Source organism: Paraburkholderia sediminicola (assembly GCF_046027355.1).
GTDB classification, from domain to species: Bacteria; Pseudomonadota; Gammaproteobacteria; order Burkholderiales; family Burkholderiaceae; genus Paraburkholderia; species Paraburkholderia sediminicola_B.
In genome coordinates this window covers 12,672-33,221 of sequence record NZ_JAQQEK010000002.1, presented here as the reverse complement: position 1 = coordinate 33,221, position 20,550 = coordinate 12,672, and the positions used below count along the sequence as shown (strand labels likewise).

The 20,550-nt window shown below is 61.3% G+C and carries 22 protein-coding genes; 8 read left to right on the top strand and 14 right to left on the bottom strand.

The features are described 5' to 3' along the window. Positions 1 to 6: 6 nt before the first annotated feature. The 6 genes from PQR42_RS03345 to PQR42_RS03320 all read right to left on the bottom strand — a co-directional run bounded on the left by PQR42_RS03345 (position 7) and on the right by PQR42_RS03320 (position 6,620). Positions 7 to 333 (bottom strand): NIPSNAP family protein, encoded by a 327-nt coding sequence (locus PQR42_RS03345; RefSeq protein ID WP_132378314.1) that lies wholly within the window; start codon positions 331 to 333, stop codon positions 7 to 9. Positions 334 to 402: 69 nt separating this feature from the next. Beyond that, complete coding sequence (locus PQR42_RS03340; RefSeq protein ID WP_408382452.1) at positions 403 to 1,314, bottom strand: NAD(P)-dependent oxidoreductase; 912 nt, start codon at positions 1,312 to 1,314, stop codon at positions 403 to 405. A gap of 64 nt (positions 1,315 to 1,378) precedes the next feature. Beyond that, positions 1,379 to 2,794, bottom strand: a complete 1,416-nt coding sequence (locus PQR42_RS03335; protein ID WP_408382450.1) for an MmgE/PrpD family protein — start codon at positions 2,792 to 2,794, stop codon at positions 1,379 to 1,381. A gap of 55 nt (positions 2,795 to 2,849) precedes the next feature. Beyond that, entirely contained in the window at positions 2,850 to 4,265 is a 1,416-nt protein-coding gene (locus PQR42_RS03330) for an MFS transporter (RefSeq protein ID WP_408382449.1), read from the bottom strand. A 221-nt stretch (positions 4,266 to 4,486) separates the two neighbouring features. Continuing rightward, positions 4,487 to 5,266: an SDR family NAD(P)-dependent oxidoreductase gene (locus PQR42_RS03325; protein WP_408382447.1), complete on the bottom strand. Its 780-nt coding sequence runs from the start codon at positions 5,264 to 5,266 to the stop codon at positions 4,487 to 4,489. 235 nt (positions 5,267 to 5,501) lie between these two features. Further along, on the bottom strand, positions 5,502 to 6,620 hold the full coding sequence (locus tag PQR42_RS03320) for a LacI family DNA-binding transcriptional regulator (RefSeq protein ID WP_408382445.1): 1,119 nt from the start codon (positions 6,618 to 6,620) through the stop codon (positions 5,502 to 5,504). A gap of 183 nt (positions 6,621 to 6,803) precedes the next feature. Here PQR42_RS03320 and PQR42_RS03315 point away from each other — a divergent pair, with 183 nt between their 5' ends. From PQR42_RS03315 to PQR42_RS03305, 3 genes are all read left to right on the top strand, one after another. Next, on the top strand, positions 6,804 to 7,604 hold the full coding sequence (locus PQR42_RS03315) for an N-acyl homoserine lactonase family protein (protein WP_408204833.1): 801 nt from the start codon (positions 6,804 to 6,806) through the stop codon (positions 7,602 to 7,604). 435 nt (positions 7,605 to 8,039) lie between these two features. Next, positions 8,040 to 8,489, top strand: a complete 450-nt coding sequence (locus PQR42_RS03310) for a DUF2501 domain-containing protein (protein ID WP_408204832.1) — start codon at positions 8,040 to 8,042, stop codon at positions 8,487 to 8,489. Positions 8,490 to 9,000: 511 nt separating this feature from the next. Then, entirely contained in the window at positions 9,001 to 9,255 is a 255-nt protein-coding gene (locus PQR42_RS03305) for a hypothetical protein (protein WP_408382443.1), read from the top strand. Between the two features lie 197 nt (positions 9,256 to 9,452). Here PQR42_RS03305 and PQR42_RS03300 read toward each other — a convergent pair whose 3' ends face one another. Further along, a complete protein-coding gene (locus PQR42_RS03300; RefSeq protein ID WP_408382441.1) occupies positions 9,453 to 10,718 on the bottom strand; it encodes an MFS transporter in 1,266 nt (421 codons plus the stop codon). Positions 10,719 to 10,816: 98 nt separating this feature from the next. On the opposite strand from PQR42_RS03300, the gene PQR42_RS03295 reads away from it, so the two are divergent. Continuing rightward, positions 10,817 to 11,767, top strand: coding sequence for a LysR family transcriptional regulator (locus tag PQR42_RS03295; protein ID WP_408382439.1), 951 nt, complete (start codon positions 10,817 to 10,819; stop codon positions 11,765 to 11,767). An 85-nt stretch (positions 11,768 to 11,852) separates the two neighbouring features. Here the strand turns inward: PQR42_RS03295 and PQR42_RS03290 are convergent, their stop codons facing one another. Continuing rightward, positions 11,853 to 12,008, bottom strand: coding sequence for a hypothetical protein (locus PQR42_RS03290; RefSeq protein ID WP_408382437.1), 156 nt, complete (start codon positions 12,006 to 12,008; stop codon positions 11,853 to 11,855). Between the two features lie 92 nt (positions 12,009 to 12,100). Here PQR42_RS03290 and PQR42_RS03285 point away from each other — a divergent pair, with 92 nt between their 5' ends. Next, positions 12,101 to 12,280, top strand: coding sequence for a hypothetical protein (locus PQR42_RS03285; protein WP_408493565.1), 180 nt, complete (start codon positions 12,101 to 12,103; stop codon positions 12,278 to 12,280). Between the two features lie 32 nt (positions 12,281 to 12,312). On the opposite strand, the gene PQR42_RS03280 is transcribed toward PQR42_RS03285, so the two are convergent. Beyond that, positions 12,313 to 12,963: a glutathione S-transferase family protein gene (locus PQR42_RS03280; RefSeq protein ID WP_408382433.1), complete on the bottom strand. Its 651-nt coding sequence runs from the start codon at positions 12,961 to 12,963 to the stop codon at positions 12,313 to 12,315. Positions 12,964 to 13,045: 82 nt separating this feature from the next. Between PQR42_RS03280 and PQR42_RS03275 the strand changes: the two genes are divergently transcribed. Next, positions 13,046 to 13,957, top strand: coding sequence for a LysR substrate-binding domain-containing protein (locus tag PQR42_RS03275; protein ID WP_408382431.1), 912 nt, complete (start codon positions 13,046 to 13,048; stop codon positions 13,955 to 13,957). Positions 13,958 to 14,081: 124 nt separating this feature from the next. On the opposite strand, the gene PQR42_RS03270 is transcribed toward PQR42_RS03275, so the two are convergent. The 3 genes from PQR42_RS03270 to PQR42_RS03260 all read right to left on the bottom strand — a co-directional run bounded on the left by PQR42_RS03270 (position 14,082) and on the right by PQR42_RS03260 (position 15,659). Then, positions 14,082 to 14,219 carry a hypothetical protein gene (locus PQR42_RS03270; RefSeq protein ID WP_408204825.1) on the bottom strand — a complete coding sequence of 46 codons (138 nt, stop codon included), beginning with the start codon at positions 14,217 to 14,219 and terminating at the stop codon, positions 14,082 to 14,084. Positions 14,220 to 14,300: 81 nt separating this feature from the next. Continuing rightward, on the bottom strand, positions 14,301 to 14,717 hold the full coding sequence (locus PQR42_RS03265) for a MarR family winged helix-turn-helix transcriptional regulator (RefSeq protein ID WP_408382429.1): 417 nt from the start codon (positions 14,715 to 14,717) through the stop codon (positions 14,301 to 14,303). A gap of 69 nt (positions 14,718 to 14,786) precedes the next feature. Then, positions 14,787 to 15,659 (bottom strand): LysR family transcriptional regulator, encoded by an 873-nt coding sequence (locus tag PQR42_RS03260; protein WP_408382427.1) that lies wholly within the window; start codon positions 15,657 to 15,659, stop codon positions 14,787 to 14,789. Between the two features lie 96 nt (positions 15,660 to 15,755). Between PQR42_RS03260 and PQR42_RS03255 the strand changes: the two genes are divergently transcribed. Together PQR42_RS03255 and PQR42_RS03250 are read left to right on the top strand one after the other, a co-directional pair. Next, positions 15,756 to 16,766: a zinc-dependent alcohol dehydrogenase family protein gene (locus PQR42_RS03255; RefSeq protein WP_408382425.1), complete on the top strand. Its 1,011-nt coding sequence runs from the start codon at positions 15,756 to 15,758 to the stop codon at positions 16,764 to 16,766. Positions 16,767 to 16,894: 128 nt separating this feature from the next. Then, a complete protein-coding gene (locus tag PQR42_RS03250; RefSeq protein WP_408383007.1) occupies positions 16,895 to 18,133 on the top strand; it encodes a glycosyltransferase in 1,239 nt (412 codons plus the stop codon). A gap of 8 nt (positions 18,134 to 18,141) precedes the next feature. On the opposite strand, the gene PQR42_RS03245 is transcribed toward PQR42_RS03250, so the two are convergent. Then, entirely contained in the window at positions 18,142 to 18,921 is a 780-nt protein-coding gene (locus PQR42_RS03245; protein ID WP_408382423.1) for a creatininase, read from the bottom strand. After that, on the bottom strand, positions 18,918 to 20,363 hold the full coding sequence (locus tag PQR42_RS03240; protein WP_408382421.1) for a purine-cytosine permease family protein: 1,446 nt from the start codon (positions 20,361 to 20,363) through the stop codon (positions 18,918 to 18,920). Before PQR42_RS03240 ends, PQR42_RS03245 begins: the two co-directional genes overlap by 4 nt. Positions 20,364 to 20,550: the final 187 nt, after the last annotated feature.

The following is a 20,550-nucleotide window of genomic DNA, read 5'->3' as shown; positions in this document are numbered from 1 at the left end:
TCGCTCCTAGCGCAGCGCCGAAAATGCCGTTGGCGTGAGGAAATGATTTTCGATGCGCTCGACGATCGGCTTGTCGGCTTCCGTCGCCGCGCGTTTCGCGATCCATTCGGGATCGGCCTGGAACGCGTTCCACTTCTGCTCGCGCTCGGCCAGACTTTCCCACTTCACCATATACGTCAGCGCGTGATTGCTTGGACCGATCAGCGTCGTCCAGAAGCCGATCTGCTGGATGCCGTACTTTTCGAAAAAGCCGAGCGTGGTCGACGTGAAGCGGTCGAGCAGCGCCGGCAGACGCGTCGGCGCACAGTGGTAGATACGCATTTCAACGATCATTCAGGTCTCCGTTACCGATGTGAGATGGCCGCAGCCAATGAGTGTTTCTGGATACGCTTTGCAGCGGATTCAGTGCGCGGGACCTTCGCCCGACGACCAGCGTTCGACGTATTTGACGAGTTCGGTCATGTCGCGCTTCGAGCCGTCCTGCATCGCGGCGTAATTCCAGACCTGACGCGCGACACTGCCAACCCACATCGGCACGCCGAGCGCCTGGCATTCGTCGACCGCGAGTCCGATGTCCTTGCAGACACTGCCGACCGGAAAGCCGAAATCGAAAGTTCCCGGCAGAACGTGCTTCGGGAATTTGTCCATCGTCGCGCCGTTCTTGCCGCTACCCGAATTGATCACCGACATCATCACCTCCGGGTCCAGCCCGCCGCGCACGCCGGCGACAAATGCTTCCGAGGTGATGGCAAAGGCGGTCGACGAGAGCATGTTGTTCAGCAGCTTGAGCAATTGCCCCTGGCCCGGCTGATCGCCGACCACAAAAACCTTGCCGAGCACTTCGAACAGGCTGCGCACCTGATCCAGCGCAGCCGGCTTGCCGGCCGTCATGATGGCGAGCGTGCCCTTCTGCGCGCCGGCGGCGCCGCCGCTCACGGGCGCATCCACGGTGTCGATGCCCTTCGTGAGCAGACCGTCCGCCACTTCTTTTTCCGTGCGCGAACCAACCGTCGACAGGTCGACGAGAACCTTGATAGCGCTACCCTCGATCAACCCGCCGTCGCCCAGCGCGACCTGCCTGAAAATCGCCGGCGTAGGCAGACTCGTGAACACGATGCGTGCGTTGTCGGCGACGTCCCGCACGGATTTCGCCGCGTGCGCACCGATTGCGGTGAGTTCAGCGACCGCCTCCTCGTCGCGATCGAACACGACGAGCGTATGGCCCGCCTCGATGAGACGGCGCGCCATGGGCCGTCCCATCACGCCCACGCCGACAAAACCGATAGTGCTGTTTCCTTGACCACTGCTCGACATGACTGTCCTCATTCGTTAGGAATCTGTTTCGATGCGCTGTTCGATGCACCGTTTCGTATGCGGCTCAAGTCGCGCGCGCGAGCCGCATGAGCGCGGCGGCGTCCGTTGCGCTGTCAAAGCGCCACAGCGCGTCGATGAGCGGTTGCGGTGCGACGCCCGAGCCACCATAGTCCGCCAGTTCGCGCAACTTTGCCGCGAGTTCGACATCGGCAAGCGGCGCCGCAAGACTGCCGCGCGCCGCGTGAATGCGTCGCGACAATGTCTCGCCCGAGCGCAACACGACGACAACCTGCGCGGACTCGACCGGCCACGACGCATCGTCAATGAAACGCAGACGCGTATCGAATGCGCGCAGCGATGGGTTCGTCACGGCGCTATCGCTGAATTCCGCCAGGCTCGCTTTGCCCGTCGCCAGCGTGACCGCCACCGCATGCTGCGCGCTGACCTGCGACTCACGACCGGTGCGCACGTTGGGCCGGTCGGTGCGTTCACGCAGCAACGGGTGTCCGGTCAGTTCGACGCGCTCGACGTCGTTCAGCGTCCAACGCGCGTCGCGGCGCAGATCGAGACATGCGTCGATCACGGGATTCAGCACCACGCCGCACGGATAAGGCTTATAGGTGTTCGACAGCAGCGCCCATTCGTGGCCGAGATCGCGCGTCAACGCATCGACATCCGGCTTCGACGCGGTGACGCGCAGGAATCCGCGCTCGCCTTCGAGCGGCGAATCGGGACCGGAGAAATCGTCGGCCGCGAGCAGTGCGGACAGCAAACCGTTGCGCGCGGCATTGCCGACGCTGATGCTCTTCGACATCGTGCCGAGCGTTTCCACCAGACCGCCGGCCTGCGCCGACGCGTTGCCCAACGCCCATACGATCTGCTGTGCGCTCAAACCCAGCACCTTCGCAATCGCCGCTGCCGCGCCGAATACGCCGCAGGTCGACGTGATATGCCAGCCGCGCTGGTAGTGCTCAGGCGAAACCGCATTGCCGATCCGGCATTCCACTTCGACGCCGATTACGAATGCAAGCAGCAAGGCCTCACCTGTCATTGCACTTGCATGAGGGTCGCTGTCCGCGAGCGACTCGGCGAACGCGAATAGCGCGGCGGCAACGGGCGCGGTGGGATGAATGATCGTCGGGATATGCGTGTCGTCGAAGTCGAACACGTTCGCGCTCATCGCATTGAGCGCCGCCGCGTTCAGCATGTCGACGCGCTCACTGCGACCAATCACGCTCGAACTCTGCCCTGCGCTGAAACGCCGATAGTTGCGCACGGCCTTGTCGAGCGTTGGATCGGTGCAGCCGGCGAGCGCGACCGCTACGTAGTTGACGAGCGCGCGCTTCGTCTCGTGACGCACGACGGCCGGCACGTCGTGCCACGTCGTGTCGCCGATCCATTGCGCGAGCCGCCGCGTCGCGTGTCCCGGCTCGCTGTTCGTGCCCATCTGGCTGAAGCTTCTGTCTGCCTGCGCTGCCATGTGCTGGATTACCCTTTACCGGATTACGCTTTCGATTCGGTGCATGCGGCCGCGACTACGGCTTGGTCGCCGAAACCGTGCGTGCGTTGACCGCGTTATCTGACGCTTCCACCGTATCGCTCACTTCCGCGGCGATCGACTCGAGCGAACGTTTGCGGGTCTCGGTGCCGAGCACGCCGACGATCAACGCCTGGACCAGCAACGTGCCGACGATCAACGTCAATACACCTGCGATGCCGAAGCCCGTGAATGCCCACGCGACGGCGTACGGCACTGCGATGCTGACCGCTCGCCCCACCGTGTTCGACACGCCCGATCCGCGCAGACGCAGTTCGGTCGGGAACAACTCCGGCACATAGGTTGCCACGCTAAACGACGACAGTACGTAGATACAGCAGGTGATCGCAAACCCAAGCGCGGCGATCGCCACTTCTGTTTGTGCAAACGGATAGGCCGTGCCGAACGCGGCGCAGATCAGCGAGAACAGTACGATGCCCCACTTGCGGCCGACGCGCTCGGCCAGCACGAAAGCAATCAGCGAGCCGATCGGACCGCCGGCAAACATGATCGCCGTCAGTCCGAGCGAGTTCGACACGCTGTGCCCCTGCTTCACCAGGAAAGTCGGAATCCAGCTGACGAACGCGTAGTTGACAATGAAGAGTCCAACCAGCACGGTGATACCCGTCACCGTGCGCGCCAGCAAACGGCGCGTGAAGAGGTCGCCGAGACGGCCGCTATCCGGCGCATCGGCGCGGTACGGCTGCTGCGCGGCGGCCGAGATAGCCGTTTCTGGATCGATGCCGCACGCCGTTTCGATGTTCGATACGATCTCGTTTGCTTCAGCGAAGCGATTGCGCGAGGCCAGCCAGCGAGGCGACTCCGGCATCGACTTACGCAGAAACCACACGAACAGCGCACCGCAACCGGCGATGGCGAACATCCAGCGCCAGCCGTATTGCGGCACGATCAGCCAACCGAGGAACGTCGACAGGAATAGCGACGTGTTGATGATCAGATTGAGGATGGTGCCGAATCGCCCGCGCCACGCCGCCGGAATGAACTCGCTCAGCGTGCCGTAGCCGACCACGATTTCGGCGCCCATGCCGATGCCCATCACCAGCCGGAAGAAAATCAGCCAGTACATGGACGGCGCGAATGCCGCCGCGATCGACGCGAAGCCGTAAATCCCGAGATTGAACTGGTAGCAGAAGCGCCGCCCGAAACGGTCGCCGAGAAGACCCGACAGCCACGCGCCCGACATCATGCCGATAAACGTGACGGACACGAACATCGCATTGAGTTTCAGCGTGGATTCGCCGCTGTGGATCATGGCGGCAAGCACGGTCCCCGCGATGTAGATATCGAAGGAATCGAAGTACATGCCTGCGGCAATCAGCCCGAGCAACCGCCAGTGATAGCCGGACAGCGGCAAGCTGTCCAGTCTGTATCCGATACTCGCTTGGTTCTGCATGGATGCTGTCTCCGTCGACTTCGTTGTTCTAGTTTTGCTGGTTTCCGGCGCTGTCGCCGCTGTTCAATGTGAGCGCTAACAACAAGGGCAATTATATTCCTGTCATACAATCAGTCAAGGATGAATTGCAGCCTCAGGGTGTCGGGTTCGTGTTGCAGCGCATGAATACTGGGGGCGGCGTCGGCCTCGCGGCAAGCCCGTCAGTGACCGCCGGACGAGCGTCAAACCGCCAGCCAGCCACCTTCGACCGGCAGCATCGCACCGGTCATCTGCGCTGCTGCGTCGCCGCATAGAAACACCACCAGGTCGGCGACATGTGATGCCTGGACAAAATGGCCGGTCGGCTGCTTGCCCGTCAGAAAGCGTTCGATCGCAGCTTCGCGATCCAGACCCTCGCTCTCCATCAACGCCTGAATGCGATTTTCGCTCGTCGGCGTGTGCACCGCGCCCGGGCAGATGGCATTGCAGGTAATGCCCTGCCCCATCGTTTCCGCGGCGACCGCGCGCGTCAGCCCAAGCAGCGCGGATTTGGTCGTCACGTAGTCGACGCGATTCACCGTGCCGCGCATGCCATACACCGACGTCATATTGAAGATTCGACCCCAGCCACGCTCGCGCATGCCTGGCAGCGCGAGGCGGATGGCATGAAAGGCCGCGCTCAGATTGACCGATAGCGCCTGCTCCCATTTGTCGACTGGGAATGCTTCGATCGGCGCGAAGTGGCGCACCACGGCATTGTTAATGAGCACATCGATCGGCCCGACGCGCTCGATCGTTTCGAACATCATCCGTTCGACGGCTCGTGCATCGCCAAGGTCCGCCTGCAGATAATCGACACGGTAACCATGCGCCTGCTCGAATTCCGCGCACATCGGCTCGACCTGCTCGAGCGTTTCGATCCCATGCAGCACGACCCGGCAGCCAGCGGCCGCGAGCGCGTTGGCCATCGCAAGACCCAGCCCATGCGACGAGCCCGTTACGAGTGCGATTCTCCCCTTCATTTTGCATTTTCCCTGTCAGCAAGCACGTCCGTTGCGAGGCCGCGGCGAAGCGCTCGCGGCCGCATAAATGATAGCGCTAACTTAACTGAAAAGACCAAAGCGCGCAATACGGGACGCTGGGCATGGCCAAGTGCGTCCAGGTCACTGGGAAATCGCGTAGGGAAATCCGGTTGGCGGACGCAAAAAAGGGCGCATCGCGCGCCCCGTCTTGTTTCCTGGCCTTGAAGCTGCTGCTTCAGGTGCTTTCCCGCTGGATGATTTCGAATCCAAGATCGAGCTTCGTCGGCACGGCGGGTTCGTTGCTGCGCATTCTTTGCAGCAGCGCCTCAGCGCTACGCCGGCCGATCTCGAGACGCGGCAAGTTCAGACACGTCAGCCGCGGCACCGTGTGCCGCAAAATGTCGAGATCGTCGAAACCGGCGATGGCAATGCGCTCGGGCACCTTCCAGTTGCGCCGCTGCGCCTCGAAAAGCGCGCCGACGGCAAGTACGTCGCCGGCGAAGAAAATCGCGTCTACTTCGGGCGCACGCTGCATCATGTCGACCATCGCATGCGCACCAGAGGTCAAACCGCCCTCCACTTCGCGCACGAGGCCTGGGTTGCGCTCGCGGCCAAGGGCGGTGAGCGCGGCGTGATAGCCCTTCAGACGTTCGCGGGCGCGCATGTTGTTTTTGGTGGTCAGGCAGACGAACCCGATCGACTTATACCCACGTCCGGCCAGGTACAGGGTCATCTCCTTTGCCGCGTTGAAGTTCGAATAGCTGACCGCCATGTCGATCGGCGTACGCGCCAGGTCGCCCGTTTCAACGATGGGTATGCCGGCGGCGCGGATCATCTGGGCGGCACGCGGCGTATGAACGGTGTTGTGCAACACGAGGCCGCACACGCGTTGCGCAAGAAATGCGTCGATCAGTGCCTCTTCGTCTTCGAGCGAATAGCCGCTGTCGGCCAGCAGAAGCTGCACGCCTGCTGTGCGAAGGACGTCCGCGCAACCTTTGATGCTATGGGAATACAGAGAGTTCTGGATGCTCGGGACGATCTGGCCGACCACGTTCGAGCGCGCCGAAGCGAGGTTCGACGCGATGTGATTCGGAACGTAGCCGACCCGGCGCACCGTATCGAGCACCAGCTTGCGGGTTTCCTCCGACAACAGTGCGGGTTCCTTGAGCGCGCGCGACACGGTCATCAAGGACACATTGGCGGCTCTCGCGACGTCGATCATGCGAACGGCGTGGCCGCCTGGACGAGTCTTGCCCACGCTTGCGCCGGTTTTCGACGCCGTCTTCCCTCCGGTTGCCGGCTTGTCGGCCGTCCCGATCTTCCCGTCGTCGACGGCCGCCACACGCTTTTTCACTCGCCCATCCAGCTCTTCAGTTCGATGGCGAATTGTAGCGTATGCCAGGCGGCGTTCCGCACGCTGTCGCGGTGTCCAGCGACACCGGATATCGCCCAACTCGTGCCCGTAACAACGCAACACGAGTCGCCATCAGCTTGTTATGATAGCGCTCTCATACGTTGAGGACAGGAGACTGCAGCCATGACAGCCACACCGGAAAACTACAAGATTTTCGCGATCAAGTACGCGCATCACGACCGGCCCGCGCGCGACAATTTCATCGGCGGCGACCCGCACGATGTGAACATGCCGCTCGACTATTTCGTGTGGGCGGTGGTCGGCGAAGGCCGCACCTTTCTCGTCGACACCGGCTTCGACGCCGAAGTGGGCGCGCAGCGCGGACGCATCATCACGCATTCCGTCGAAGAGGGGCTTGGCGCAATCGGCATCCGGCCGGAGACGGTCGAAGACGTGATCGTCACGCACATGCACTACGATCACGCCGGCAACCGCTCGCTCTTTCCGAAGGCGCGCTATCACGTGCAGGATCGCGAAATGGCGTATTGCACGGGCCGCTGCATGTGCCACGGCGCACTGAATCATCCGTTCAATCCCGAAGATGTGAAGTCGATGGTCGGCCGCGTTTTCGACGGTCGCGTGGCGTTTCACGACGGGGCATCGAACATTGCGCCGGGCTTGAGCGTGCATCGGGTCGGCGGCCATACCGACGGTCTGCAGGTCGTGCGTGTGCACACGGAGCGCGGCTGGGTCGTGCTCGCGTCCGACGCGTCGCATCTTTACGCGAACATGGAACAGAGCCGCCCATTCCCGGCTGTGTACAACGTCGGGGACATGATCGAAGGCTACCGCCGCGTGCACGAACTGGCGGATTCCGCGCAGCACGTCGTGCCTGGCCACGACCCGGCGGTATTGACGCGTTATCCGGCGGAGAACAGGGAGACCGAAGGCTGGATCGTTCGGCTCGACGCGACTCCACGGTAAAGGACGTGATTTTTGCATCGCACATCAAACGCGCGCCGGGCGTGCGGCCAATTTGCGTTTGGAGATTGTCCATGCTGTGACTGTTGCGACTTCCCCGCGAACTCGCGCAATGAGCCCGACAGGTCTCGGCCAAAGCGCCGAGGAGACGCGGATCGTCGCTGCGCTTCTATAACGGGCGCGGTGGCCTACTGCTGAATGCTGCGGGTGAATAATGTCAAACGTGTTGTGAAGAGCGCCAGCCTCGTAGAGTCACTGGGGCAACCGTTTCTGTTTAGACGAAGCCGCTCGCAATGAGCGGCTTTTTTACAATGCCGAATTTCGGAGAAACGGCCCTAGGGTGGCTGGCAGTAGAGCTTCTCACCGGACCTGGCACGCTGGTACGTCCGCGACGCACTATAGTGAAGACTACCTTCACTCCGTGGAAAGGGGCCTTCCATGATCGCGCGCAGACGTCGCACCGGAGCCAATTGGCTCTTGATCACTGCAATGCTGTATTTTTCAACCGCCCACGCCCAACTCGGCGGGCTTCTCAATCAAGGTGGAAACGGCGGGGCCGCTGGTGGACTTGGCAGCCTCGGCAGTTTAGGCAGCGGGTTGTCGCTGCAGTCGCTAACATCCAGCAGCACTGGCAATGTCGCTGGCGTGCTCGAATTTTGTGTCAAGAACAACTACCTTGGCGGCAACGCATCATCGGTCAAAGACGGACTCATGAGTAAGCTGCCGGGCGGTTCATCGTCGAGCGATAGCGGGTACACCGACGGTGCCAAGGGCATCCTGAATAGCGGTGACGGGAAGAAGGTTGACCTGAGCGGCGGAGGTTTGAAGGAGCAGATCACGAAACAGGTCTGCGACAAGATTCTCGCTCAAGGAAAATCTCTGCTGTAGGTAGGTGTTGGCCCACGCCAGGCTCATGCAATCCGTATCGCCAACGCTCGCTTCCGCTGTCGTCATAGTTAAGCGCCTTATGTGGAAAGGTAACAATCGCCACAGCTGCAAACGACGACATTACAATTGCCTTTCTATCATCCGTGATCGGAGGCCAGCAATGGTTCTAATTCACCGTGGCGCGGCAATTCAGGCATCGACCGTAAGGCATGGCAATACATTCGTAGCTCGCGCCTGCATTCTGAAAGAAGACGGCGAATCGGTCTCATTGGGTGACCTCGGTCAGTTCGCAAGCCGGAACTGCGCATATGAGTTCGCCGTGCGCTGCGCAAGCGCTTTTGTAGATGGCGTGCCAATGCCCCGGTCCCCCTTCAGCCGATCATCGGAACTGGAGGAGGCAGCAATAGCGGCATCCGGAAAACGCGTGCGACACGGGTGACGATTGCCGCCGAGCAAATTTGCACGTCACTGCGAAAGGCGGAAACAGAAGCAACCAAACCGAGGAAACGCGATGTACAGACCAGTGTTAAGCCGTTTTCAGTACACCCGTAAGCATGGCAAGCAACGCACATATGACGTCACCGTCAACCTTGTGCAAAAAGCTTCCGGTGTTTGCGCGTATGCGGCATGGGTGCATTTCGAAGCCGAATTTAAAGGTTCGGGGTTAATGCTCCCCCTCATTGCCAACACACGTGATGCCGCCGTAAGAGAGGCACAGATGCGTATCCGGAAGGACATTGACGACCTGATCGGTATCGTGGAGTAAAGGCGTTTCAGAGCCGCCGCCCTTACGCTACTCGCCACCATCGGGCGGCGGTAACACTTGCTGATTCAACGGCGACCGGCGTCACGTCGAGCCACCCATGCGCTGTCGATCATGCCTCGCCCTCGGCACGAGCCCCGGCTGCAACGATAAGCACGATCTGAAGCGGGAGGCGACCATTCCATCTACATAACAGCGAATCAAACGTCGGTACCCCGAAGCACCCCAATCAGCCTGAGAACAAAAGCGACACCGGTGAACACAAAACCCACCACGCAGACGCCGGTCCAGCCCGCCAACGACCACGCCACACCCGAACACATCGCACCCAACGCGCCGCCGACAAAAAACACGCCGACAAACAGCCCGTTGAGCCGTCCGCGCGCGGCGGGATTCATCAGGTTGATCGCGCGCCGGCCTAACGTCTGGTCGGTGACCACGCCGGCATCGAGCGCGGCCGCGCCCGCCACCAGCAGCGCAACCGCCAGCACCGGATGGTTGCCAATCGGGAAGCCGCCCCAGCCAGCACCGGCTACGCCGATGACCACCAGAGCGACGAGCATGATCAGATGGCCCGCAATCAGCGCCGTGCGGCCTGCCCCACGGTCGCCCGCACGGCCCGCGAGCGGCGTCACGATCGCGCCCGCCGCGCCCGCGAGTGCGAACAGCGCAATGCCATTCATATCGAAGCTGAACGGCGGCCGCGCAAGCCGCAAGCCGATCGCGGTCCAGAACGCGCTGAACGCCCCCATCACCAACGCAGCGGATGCCGCGTTTCGTCGCAACACCGGCTCGGTTCGCAGCAAGGTCCACAACGAACGCAGCAGCGCCGGGTAGCGCGTAGCGACGACGGGCAGGCGCGCGGGCAGCTTCATGTAGAGAACGACTGCGAGCAGCGCGTCGATCAACGCGGCAAGGCCGTAGAAGGCACGCCAGCCGACCGCCCCGGCGATCACGCTCGCAGCCGGGCGCGACAACAGAATGCCGAACATCAGACCGCTCATCACGTTGCCGACGGCCCTCCCGCGGTGGCTTTCCGATGCCATCGACGCCGCCATCGGCACCAGCATCTGAATCACGCTGGATGCCGCGCCGGCCAGGAATACGGCGAGGAGAAACACGCTTCGCGATTCAGTGATCATCGCGATGGCGAGAAAACCAGCGCAGCACGAGAGCGTCCGAACGATCAGACGGCGGTTCTCCAGCAGATCGCACAACGGCACCAGTAGCACGAGCCCGGCCGCGTAGCCGAGTTGCGGAAGCATGGCGACGAGGCCCGCTAGTTCAGGGGCAAGGTGCAGACTGCGGCCGATCGCGCCGGTCAACGGCTGCGCCGCAAACAGATTCATCACGATCACGCCCACCGCGGTTGCAAAGAACAGGGTGAGCAACGGAGTGAGTTGTTGCGGGGTGTCGGCCTCCTGCGTCGCGACAACGCCAGCGGGATTTTCGGCGGACGAGTTCATGGAATGGAGCTCTCGGGACGGACATGGAAAAGCCATCCTAATGAGCTGCCCAATATGCGACAATTGAAATATGTTGATAATGATTATGCGAGTTCACTTTGAATACGCGCGATCTGGAAGCGTTCGTTGCTGTCGTCGAAAGCGGGTCGATGGTGCGTGCCGCGGAAAAACTTCACCTCACGCAGCCTGGCCTGACACGGCGGGTGCAAAACCTCGAAAGCACGTTGGATGCGGAACTGCTCGATCGTCAGAGCAAGCCGCTCAAACCGACCGCGGCAGGCAACGAGGTCTATGCGCTCGCGCGCACTGTGCTGCGCGCAGTGGACGATCTGTTGTCGGTTGCGTCGCCTGAAAGCGAACCTGCGGGCGAGTTGAGAATCGGCATGCCGCCGTTTCTTGCCGAGGTCGCGCTGGAAAAACCAGTCGATCTGCTGCGCAGTGGTTTTCCGCGACTGACGCTGCGCGTCACGGCGGGTTGGTCGCCAGGTCTCGTGCAGAGTGTTGAACGCGCGTCGCTCGATGCGTCGATCGTGCTGATGCCGTCCAGCTTTTCGCCACCGCCCACATTGCACGCTACGCCGCTCGCATACCTGCCGACTGTGATCGTGGCGGCGCGCTCTCTTGGTCTGCCCGATGAGCCAATGACGCTGGCGGCGCTGGCGCAGCGCGAGTGGATCCTGAATCAGGATGGCTGTGGAATGCGCTCGGCACTCAGACAGGCGCTGGAGGCCGCGGGGCTGCCCTTCAATGTCGCCGTCGAAGCGTTTGGTTCCGACCTGCAACTGTCGCTGGTTGCGCGCGGCATTGGCATTGGACTCGTCACGCCGGATCTGCTGGAACGCTCGGTGCATCGCGCGGCGCTCAGGATCGTCGAGACGACAGACTTTCGCGGGAGCATCGATGTATGGTTCATTCATGGATCGCTTCCCGGCCGGCTCATGCGGCCCGTCGATCTGCTGCGCCGTTCTCTGACCGAGGTGCTGGCCGAAAGCGGATTGGCGATGTATGGAGAGCGTGCCGACCCTGCATCGATTAGAGCCCGGACATAGGTGAGCGCGTCGCCTTTGGCGATGCTTCTGTGCAGAGGGACTGCTCTCGCAGCACGCGAGTGACAGCGCCCTCCGCCTGGCAGCGTCACGCGCTGGCCGGTTTCGCCTGCGCTCGCGATTGCAGCCAGGTGATCAACGTTGCGAACAGAACCGGCAGGATCGCGATCGCCGTAAGCTGACCGGCAGCGCCCCATTTCATGACCGCCGCGCCGAGTGCGCCGGCGCGCGTGGTTCGGCGCACACCAACTCCACTTCCGAAACAAGGCAGCCGATCGGATCTACGGCGACTATGTGTTGACGTTGACTGCGGCGGCGGAAGGCCTTGGTGTGGCAATGCCGAGCAAACCCACGGGCGCGCCGCGAGGGCTGCACGAACAGTTGGTGGAAATCGACGTTCGGTCTGCCGCTTCCCCGCTCGCCTACTACGTTCTCGCCGATGCTGCGGCTACGGACACCGCGGTGAGCGCCTGTCTCGCCGCTCTGCACGAGATGGCTGCGCAAACCGATGGATGACGCGCGGCGAATCTGAGAATCGCACCGTTGCCTCAGCCATCGATCGACACGCCCTCGCGCTCAAACGTGCGCCGCACTGCCGGCCGCGCGACCACCCGCTCGCTGACGGCTGTCCACGCGGGATAATGGCGGCGCATGTCGAGGCCGATGCGGTTCCCCCAGCGGTAAAGCACCAGCATGAATGGTTCGACCATGGTGTAGCCGCACGGTACGGCCCACAGCCGGCCGTCGGCGAAATGACGTTCGACGTCGCCGAAGCTATCGAGTATCGTGCGCCTCCCGCTTGCGCGGATACCGTCAAAGTGTGCGGTTTCAGCGCTGAAGCGCCCCGGTCGCCAGATCCCGCCAAAGCCCACACCGTGAACCCAGTCTGCAAGCCATGCGAGCCATTCGTGGCAGCGCGCCTCGTCGAGCGCATTCGTGGTCGGCAATAGGCCGCCTTCGGGATGCCGGCGGCCGAGGTACGTCAGGATCGCGGGCAACTCGGTGAGCACGCCGGCCTCACCGGGAATGCCGAGCGCAGGCACACGGGCTTTGGGGTTGATCGCCGTGTAGGAGGCGCTAAGCGTGGCACCTTCAGAGACCGGGACGCGTTCGAGCTGGAAATCGACGCCCAGTTCGTTGAGCACGATATGCACGGCCATCGAACAGGCGCCTGGGGAGTAGTAAAGTCGATAGGTCATGACGGCAGTTTATTAACCGTGCGCATCGACGACAAACGATTATTTGTGAGGATCAGGCATTAGTGATATTAATGCCAACACCATGATGCCTGATCGCATTCCTCCTCTACAAACACTGCGCGCCTTCGAGGCAGCCGTGCGCTTGCGCAGCTTCACGCGTGCAGCCGATGAGCTTGCGCTCACTCAAGGTGCCGTCAGCCAGCATGTCAGGGCGCTGGAGACCCATCTCGGCGAAAAGCTGTTCATACGGGAACACATGACTGTCACGCCCTCGCCGAGGGCCCATGCGTTAGCCTTGCAGATCCGGCAGGGATTAGCCGTGCTCACGCGTGCGTTCGGTGCGAAAACGGCTTCAAGACCGCGTGCAAGCACGGACCCCGCTCGGTCGACGCGGCTGGCAGTCAGCGTGCTGCCCTCGTTCGCGAAGCGCTGGCTGAATCCCCGATTGCCACGCTTCATCGCAGCACGCCCTGAAATCGAAGTGGAGGTTCGTCCGTCAGTAGCACTCGCAAGGCTCGATGGTCGCGATCGAATCGATCTCGCTCTGCGGTACGGCCCGGGACAATGGCCCGGCTTGCAAAGCGAGAAACTGATGGACGAAGAACTGTTTCCGGTGGCGAGTGCGGATTACTTCGGCGGTAAGCTGCCGCGCCGGCCCACTGCGCTGACGGCCTGCACGTTGCTCAGGCACGCATCGCAACCTTGGGAACCGTGGTTTCAGGCGGCACGGCTGGAAATGACGGAGCCTTCCGCAGGTCCGCTTTTCGAAAACGCGGATCAACTGCTCGACGCCGCTGCCGAAGGAGAAGGCATCGCTCTGGCTCGTCGCTCACTGATCGAAGCCGACTTGGCTTCGGGAAAGCTGGTGCGTCTATGGAAAGTGAGCATCGTCGACGTTCATGCTTACTTCGTAGTTTGGCGTCCTGACAGCACCAAGCTCGACACGATCGACGTGTTTCGGCGGTGGCTGCGCAGTGAGGTTGACCTTCATTGACTTGCCGCCGGTAACACGCCAGCCGGCTTCGGCATGCCGTCGAGATGCCGTGGCTTAGCCTCAATGTTGCGCGCGAAACGGCACACAACAATCAACAAGCGGCTCCCGACCTTGCCACGCCAGCTCAGTCCGGCCGCATCAGATCGAACGCGCCCAGCACCAACACTCCGCTCAATGCCATCAGCGCGACCGAGTGCTGCCCCATATAAAGAATCGCAGCGGCGAGCCAGCTTGCGAGGGAAAAAACAGCAATGCGTTTCATGGAGATGGATCCTCAATTGCCTAACAACGCACCAAAACAAATACTCACTTAATTAGCTATGCAACTATCAAAGTAAAAAAATCATTCAAGTGCCGAACGGACGCGCCGGATTTTCGACACGGCATCCTTGAATTCCGTGTGGCCCAACAGCGTTTTCAATCTTGCCGTGACCTTGCCGCTCGCATCATTCAATTCGCGCCTGATCTCTACCGCCTTGCTCGTTGGGAAGATCGCAATCTCCCGGCCGTCGCCTTCCGCGCGATTGCGCACGACGTAGCCCTTGGCTTCGAGGAAGTCCAGCGCGCGCGTTGCAGTGGGCCGCGCGATGGACAAATGATCGGCCAGCTCGCGCTGCAGCAGTCCCGGACGATCGATAATCGCTCTCAGCATGAAGCCCTGTGGCGGCGAGAGATCGAACGACTCAAAGGCTTCCGTCCACTCACGCTCGAGCCGACGCGCAAGTGCTGACGTATTGAAGTAGAGGCATTGATCGAACATGGCACAAGCTTAGACCAAAGTAGTTAGCTATGCAACCTGTTTTACATCGACTTCCGCAACGTCGACGCCTTACTCCCGAAAGAGCGCCACGCGCGCGTAGCCGGCGATTTCATCGACCACCTTCGTCAGGTTCAGCAGATGAGGCGAGCGTTGCATGCTGATCTCCAGATTCAGTCCGGCTGTGTCTGAATCCAGTTTGGCCACGCCCGCAGGTCGGCTTCGGGCGAACGTACGTGCCGGCATCAGGCTCAATCCGAATCCCTCACGGACCAGGGCAAGTTGAAGCCTCGCATCGTCCACTTCCGCTGCGACATTCAGCCGGATGCCACGCTGGGACAGTAACGCGCCGAGTCGCGCGCGAGCGTCGCAAGGTTCCGGGTTGAGTATCCAGGGCAATTCGTCCAGCAAATCACCCAGTTCCCTGCCGGTGTTGGCAACCTCATCGGACGCGACCACGACTAGCGACTCGCTACCGAGAATCTCGCCGTCACCCGCCGTGCCTGGTGGCAGCAGTACTAGCACGGCATCCAGCACACCTCGCCGCATCTGCTCGATCAGAACATCGCTCGAACCTGTTTTCAGGCGCAGCGAAACCAGCGGGAAACACAGCCGCGCTTGCCTCACGATGCGCGCCACGCTCCGATCGGCCAGGCCGGTCGCCACACCCAGCCTCAGCAGGCCGGCCGGCACATCCCGGCCGCCGATTCTCTTCACGTCGTCGTACGCGGCCAGGATCTGCTTGATCTGACCAAGCACCTCGACGCCGGCAGGCGTCAGGCCAGACGGCTTCACACGGCGGTCGAGCAATTCAACACCCAGTTCCTGTTCGAGCCGTTGAATCTGCCTCGTGACGGCCGGTTGAGTCAGCGGAATGCGCTCCGCAACGCGTTGAATCGATCCCTCCTCGGCGAAGAGAACCAGGGTCCGCATCTCCTGCAACATAATGCCTCCGCAACATAATCATTCTGATCATTATGAATTTGATTTCGTCGACCACCCATCTTATCGTTTGATCACCGTTCAGATGAGATGAGACCCATGAAGGCAATTGCGCTGTGCAACCAACCCGGTATCGACAACCTGACCGTCGTAGATCGACCGATGCCGCAACCGCGACGGCAGGAAGTCGTCATTCGCGTCAGCGCGACATCGCTCAACTATCGCGATGTCGAGATCGTCCGCGGGACCTATCACACGACCTTTCCGTTGCCGCTGATCCCGCTGTCGGATGGCGTGGGCGAAGTCGTGGCAATCGGCGACGGCGTCACGCGCGTCAAAGTGGGTGACCGGGTCTGCAGTACATTCTGGCAACGCTGGATCGGCGGCAGCTTCGACATGGCTGAGCCGTCGTACCAGCTCGGCGGCCCAGTCGATGGCTTGCTCGCGGAATACGCGCTGCTTGACGAGCAGGCTACGGTGCCGGCGCCGGCACATCTGAGCGATGTCGAGGCGGCCACATTGCCCTGCGCGGCGGTGACCGCGTGGCATGCACTCGTTACCGAAGGTGCGTTGAAACCCGGCGAAACGGTGCTGGTGCTCGGCACGGGAGGCGTGTCAGTGTTTGCGCTTCAGTTCGCCCGATGCGCGGGCGCGCGCGTACTCGTCACGTCCAGCAGCGATGAAAAAATCCAGCGTGCCAAGGCATTGGGTGCCCACGCAGGCGTCAACTACCGCGATCATCCGGACTGGGCTGAAGAAATACTTAAACTGACCGACGGGCGCGGCGTCGATCATGTGCTGGAAGTCGGCGGTCCGGAAAGCTTCGCGCAATCGCTTCGAGCCGTCCGGCGAGGCGGCCAGATCAATGTCATCGGCTATCTCGGCGGCACCGAAGGTGTGATCAACCCGCTCGACATTTTCCGTCGGCAGGTGCGCGTACGCGGCATTCCGGTCGGCTCGCGCGCATCGTTCGAGGCGATGAATCGCGCTATCGCTGTCAACCAGTTGCGGCCTGTGATCCATCGCACTTACGAATGGACCGACGTCGGGCACGCCTTGCGCGATCTCGAGAGCGGTGCGCATTTCGGCAAGCTCGTGTTGCACCATTAGGACGGTTGTCGCCGTGTAGGCATCGCACGACCGGGCAACAAACCTACGAGAAAGCGTGCCAACGTTTCAATCAGAGTGTGTAATCTGCGCATAGCCGAGTTCAATGAATGCAGGTTTCTTCAACCTCTATGAAATTTCTAGTCGTAGCGTACGGAACGGAAGGCGACACACGCCCCTTGGCGGCCCTCTGTCGCGCATTGATCGACGCGGGACATGAATCAAAGTTGCTGGCGGATCGCAACACGCTCGGTTTTGCAGAACAATTGCATGTTCCTGCTACTCCGTTGTCCGGTGACATCGTGCAAAGTCTTCAGGCTGAATTCGCCAATCTTGGCGCCCATGCAGGCGCCAACGCGTTCAGGAAGACTGCACTGGCGCTCAGTCGCATCGCCAATGCAAATACGGCTGCATGGCTGAAGGAGATCGTCGAGCATGGCACGGGATGCGATGCATTGATTGTCTCCGGTCTTGCGGCGTTCGCAGGATTGTCCGCAGCGGAATACCTTGGGGTAAAGGCTATGGGCGCAGGACTGATGCCTATCACGCCCACCCGGCAATTCGCGTCGCCGTTTTTTCGGCCTGGTCTCGTACCGGCGTTTCTCAATTCAATGAGTCATCATGCAGTAAATCAGCTTCTCTGGAGAAATTTCAGGCAATCGTTGAACACAGCAAGACAGGACATTTGCGGACTGCCACCACGCAAACGTCTGTGGACGGACCACACGATGCTCTACGGAGTGTCACCCTCTTTGGTTGGCCGCCCCCATGACTGGCCACGCAACGCGCAAGTATGTGGTCATTGGCACTGGCCTTCCAGCGACTGGACGCCGCCACGCCAACTCGTTGATTTCATCGAGCAAGGAGACGCCCCCATTTATGTGGGATTCGGCAGCATGGCAGGTTTTGATGCGCGCAAATTACTTGACGCGATAATCAGCGGAGTAGACGGTCGCAGAGCCATTTACAACCCCGGGTGGAGCAGGTTCGCCCCCAGTACTCTGCCGTCGAATTTCTATCCGGTTGGCGACACACCGCATGAATGGCTATTCCCGCGTTGCCAGATCGTGATCCATCACGCAGGAGCCGGCACCAGTCACGCGGCGTGCATGGCGGGCGTACCCTCGATTGCCGTGCCGTTTGCGGGCGATCAGTTCTTTTGGGCTGACCGCCTGCGTCGGGCGGGCGTGACTGCTACGCCGATCAATGCGATCGACCCGACCGCGCACGCTGTTTCGCAGGCAATCGCGTTCGCGCAGAGTCCGGACGTACGAGCCAAAGCGCGCGAACTGGGAGCGAAAATGTCGTCCGAAAATGGACTCGACAGAGCCGTCAAACTGATCGAAGACGAGGTGACAATGCAAAGCTAGCGCGTGGTTCACTCACGCGAGCCCGCCAGGCCGAATTCATGACGCACGGCCGCTGCGATCCCGTCGACCACATCCGTGACCAGCAGACGCCCCTTCTCGCTACTCGAATCCTTCGCTGACGACAGCACACCGCTCGACGGCACCCACTCCGTGCGGGCCGGGTACATATCGTAGGTTGGGAATTCAGCGGGCCCATGCACCGGGATGCTGTCGAGCGAGACCAGTTGCGGATGATAGTGGAGCATCATCGACGTCTCGATCACGGCGGCATGTTCCAGCGCGATGCCAGGAAACCCGTCTGGGAAGATCGTATCGAGCGTTTCCTTGCGGCAGAACTCCCAGTGTTCGACACGCATGACTTCCATGCCACTGCCGTCGCCGATGTCCCGCATCGCGAGCTCGATCCCTTCGGTGACAAACCACTGGTTTTCAAAATGCCCGACGACGATCACAAGACGCCTGACGCCGTGACGATGAAACTCCCGCACCGCATCGCGGATCATTGCGCACAACGTCGCGCCGTCGACGCTCGTGGTGCCGCAGAAATGCTGGCCGCCGCCACTCCTCGGCTGTGACTTGTAGCCGTATGAAATTGCCGGCGCCACAATGCCGCCCGTTTCACGGGCCACGTCCTCGCTAATCGCGCTTGCGAGCAACGCATCCGTTCCAAGCGGAAGATGTGGCCCATGCTGCTCCGTCGCACCGCACGGCAGAAATACGACCGCTCCGGCTTTGACGCGCTGTTCGTACTCGACCCAGCTGATGTCGCTCATCCGCACGCTATTCATGTCGAACTCCCGCTATCGGCGAGCGATACCTGCTCCGAGCGGTCGGCGGGCCGCGCGAGATGAAAGAGGTAGTAGCTCCCGCCACCCACGCCGAGCCCGGCAAGCCATGACAGATCGATCCCTCCCAGCGCCATCGCGAGAGGTCCCTGCAGCGCTTCGACACTGCCGACCTGAAAGAGCCAGGCCGCAAAGACACCCGACGCCAGCGCCGCGACGCCGGACCACTTGACGTCTCCACACTCACTCACCGAGTGATGACAGTAAAGCGCAGCGACATTGATTCTGCCGCGCCGGACCAGAAAGAAATCGACGAGCACAATGCCGGCCCACGGCGCGATCCACACGACAAAGAAGACCATCAGATCCTCGAAGGTGTTCGCAAACGCGCCCGAACGCAGGAACAGATAAAGGATCACGAGACCGACAACGCCGGATACGACGGAGACGACCCAGCGCGGAACACGCAGGTCGAGCGACAGCGTGGCGAGCGCCGCCGAGTAGATGACGACGATATTGGTCGCGATCGGACCGTGGACGAGCACGAGCAGAACGGGCAACGCCATTGCACCGAAAACGGCGATGATGAGCTGGGCGGGATCGGCGCCGCTTCCCGCCGACGCGATCGACGCCCCCAGAAACGCCAGCCAGACGGTTGGAACGAACATGCCGAGCGAAGTCGCGCGAAACACCTGCCGGCTGCTCAGCGCCGGCTTCGTGAAGCGCGTGTAATCCGATGCATAGACGAGCCACGAAATACCCCAGCCGATGCCGATCGCAGTCATCAGCTTGCTCATTGCAGAATACTTGCCGATACCGTGAGCGGTTGAAACGTGCCAGTGGATATCGATGTGCGTAAACGCAACCACGGTCATCACGACCATGATGGCCAGCACGAACGGCATCGTGTAGCGCTCGAAATACCGGATTGCGTGAAAGCCCCATGTCGCGATGCCGACCTGGATCAGCATGACCGCGATTGCAATGACGTATTTGAGTTCGATGCCACCGCTGATCCCCATGCGATCGAGCGCGGCAACGGCAAGGTCCAGCACAATCCACGTATTGATCGCCACCCATCCCATCGGCATCAGCACCTGCATGAACGTGGGCAGCCACGCGCCGCGCCGGCCGAACGCCAGCCGCGACAGCACCATCTGCGGAACACCCGAGCGATGTCCGATCACGCACATGGCGCCGAACAGCGCACAACCCAGCACATTGCCGATGACGATAACCGTTAGCGTCTCGACAAGACTCAGGCCTAGCTGGATGCCGATTGCCCCCAGCACCCAATTGATCGGCGCGACGTTCGCACCCGCCCAGATCCAGAACTGATCCAACTGTCCGGATGTCCTGCTTTCGCCCGGCACGGGCTCTATACCGTGCACGTCGAATGCGGTGCCGGTGTCCGCATTCGCTTGTACTATCTGATCGTTCGACACGACTGTCTCCTTCTGAGATCGCGACTCTGATTCGCTGAGTGCCGATTAAAGCGGAGACAAATAGACGGCGAAATCGATCAATTCTCAACCGTGGTTGAGAAAAATGCGACATTCACCTCGCGTCGGAGACGGTTGAATTTTTCTCAACGTGCAGCAAAAATTCGTCAATCGCGCCAACTCAAGCTTC

Excerpts from the sequence above, each read along its gene's own strand:
- PQR42_RS03345 (WP_132378314.1), bottom strand. The coding sequence starts at position 333 with ATGATCGTTGAAATGCGTATCTACCACTGTGCGCCGACGCGTCTGCCG.
- PQR42_RS03340 (WP_408382452.1), bottom strand. The coding sequence starts at position 1,314 with ATGTCGAGCAGTGGTCAAGGAAACAGCACTATCGGTTTTGTCGGCGTG.
- PQR42_RS03335 (WP_408382450.1), bottom strand. The coding sequence starts at position 2,794 with ATGGCAGCGCAGGCAGACAGAAGCTTCAGCCAGATGGGCACGAACAGC.
- PQR42_RS03330 (WP_408382449.1), bottom strand. The coding sequence starts at position 4,265 with ATGCAGAACCAAGCGAGTATCGGATACAGACTGGACAGCTTGCCGCTG.
- PQR42_RS03325 (WP_408382447.1), bottom strand. The coding sequence starts at position 5,266 with ATGAAGGGGAGAATCGCACTCGTAACGGGCTCGTCGCATGGGCTGGGT.
- PQR42_RS03315 (WP_408204833.1), top strand. The coding sequence starts at position 6,804 with ATGACAGCCACACCGGAAAACTACAAGATTTTCGCGATCAAGTACGCG.
- PQR42_RS03310 (WP_408204832.1), top strand. The coding sequence starts at position 8,040 with ATGATCGCGCGCAGACGTCGCACCGGAGCCAATTGGCTCTTGATCACT.
- PQR42_RS03305 (WP_408382443.1), top strand. The coding sequence starts at position 9,001 with ATGTACAGACCAGTGTTAAGCCGTTTTCAGTACACCCGTAAGCATGGC.
- PQR42_RS03300 (WP_408382441.1), bottom strand. The coding sequence starts at position 10,718 with ATGAACTCGTCCGCCGAAAATCCCGCTGGCGTTGTCGCGACGCAGGAG.
- PQR42_RS03285 (WP_408493565.1), top strand. The coding sequence starts at position 12,101 with ATGCCGAGCAAACCCACGGGCGCGCCGCGAGGGCTGCACGAACAGTTG.
- PQR42_RS03280 (WP_408382433.1), bottom strand. The coding sequence starts at position 12,963 with ATGACCTATCGACTTTACTACTCCCCAGGCGCCTGTTCGATGGCCGTG.
- PQR42_RS03275 (WP_408382431.1), top strand. The coding sequence starts at position 13,046 with ATGATGCCTGATCGCATTCCTCCTCTACAAACACTGCGCGCCTTCGAG.
- PQR42_RS03270 (WP_408204825.1), bottom strand. The coding sequence starts at position 14,219 with ATGAAACGCATTGCTGTTTTTTCCCTCGCAAGCTGGCTCGCCGCTGCG.
- PQR42_RS03265 (WP_408382429.1), bottom strand. The coding sequence starts at position 14,717 with ATGTTCGATCAATGCCTCTACTTCAATACGTCAGCACTTGCGCGTCGG.
- PQR42_RS03260 (WP_408382427.1), bottom strand. The coding sequence starts at position 15,659 with ATGTTGCAGGAGATGCGGACCCTGGTTCTCTTCGCCGAGGAGGGATCG.
- PQR42_RS03255 (WP_408382425.1), top strand. The coding sequence starts at position 15,756 with ATGAAGGCAATTGCGCTGTGCAACCAACCCGGTATCGACAACCTGACC.
- PQR42_RS03250 (WP_408383007.1), top strand. The coding sequence starts at position 16,895 with ATGAAATTTCTAGTCGTAGCGTACGGAACGGAAGGCGACACACGCCCC.
- PQR42_RS03245 (WP_408382423.1), bottom strand. The coding sequence starts at position 18,921 with ATGAATAGCGTGCGGATGAGCGACATCAGCTGGGTCGAGTACGAACAG.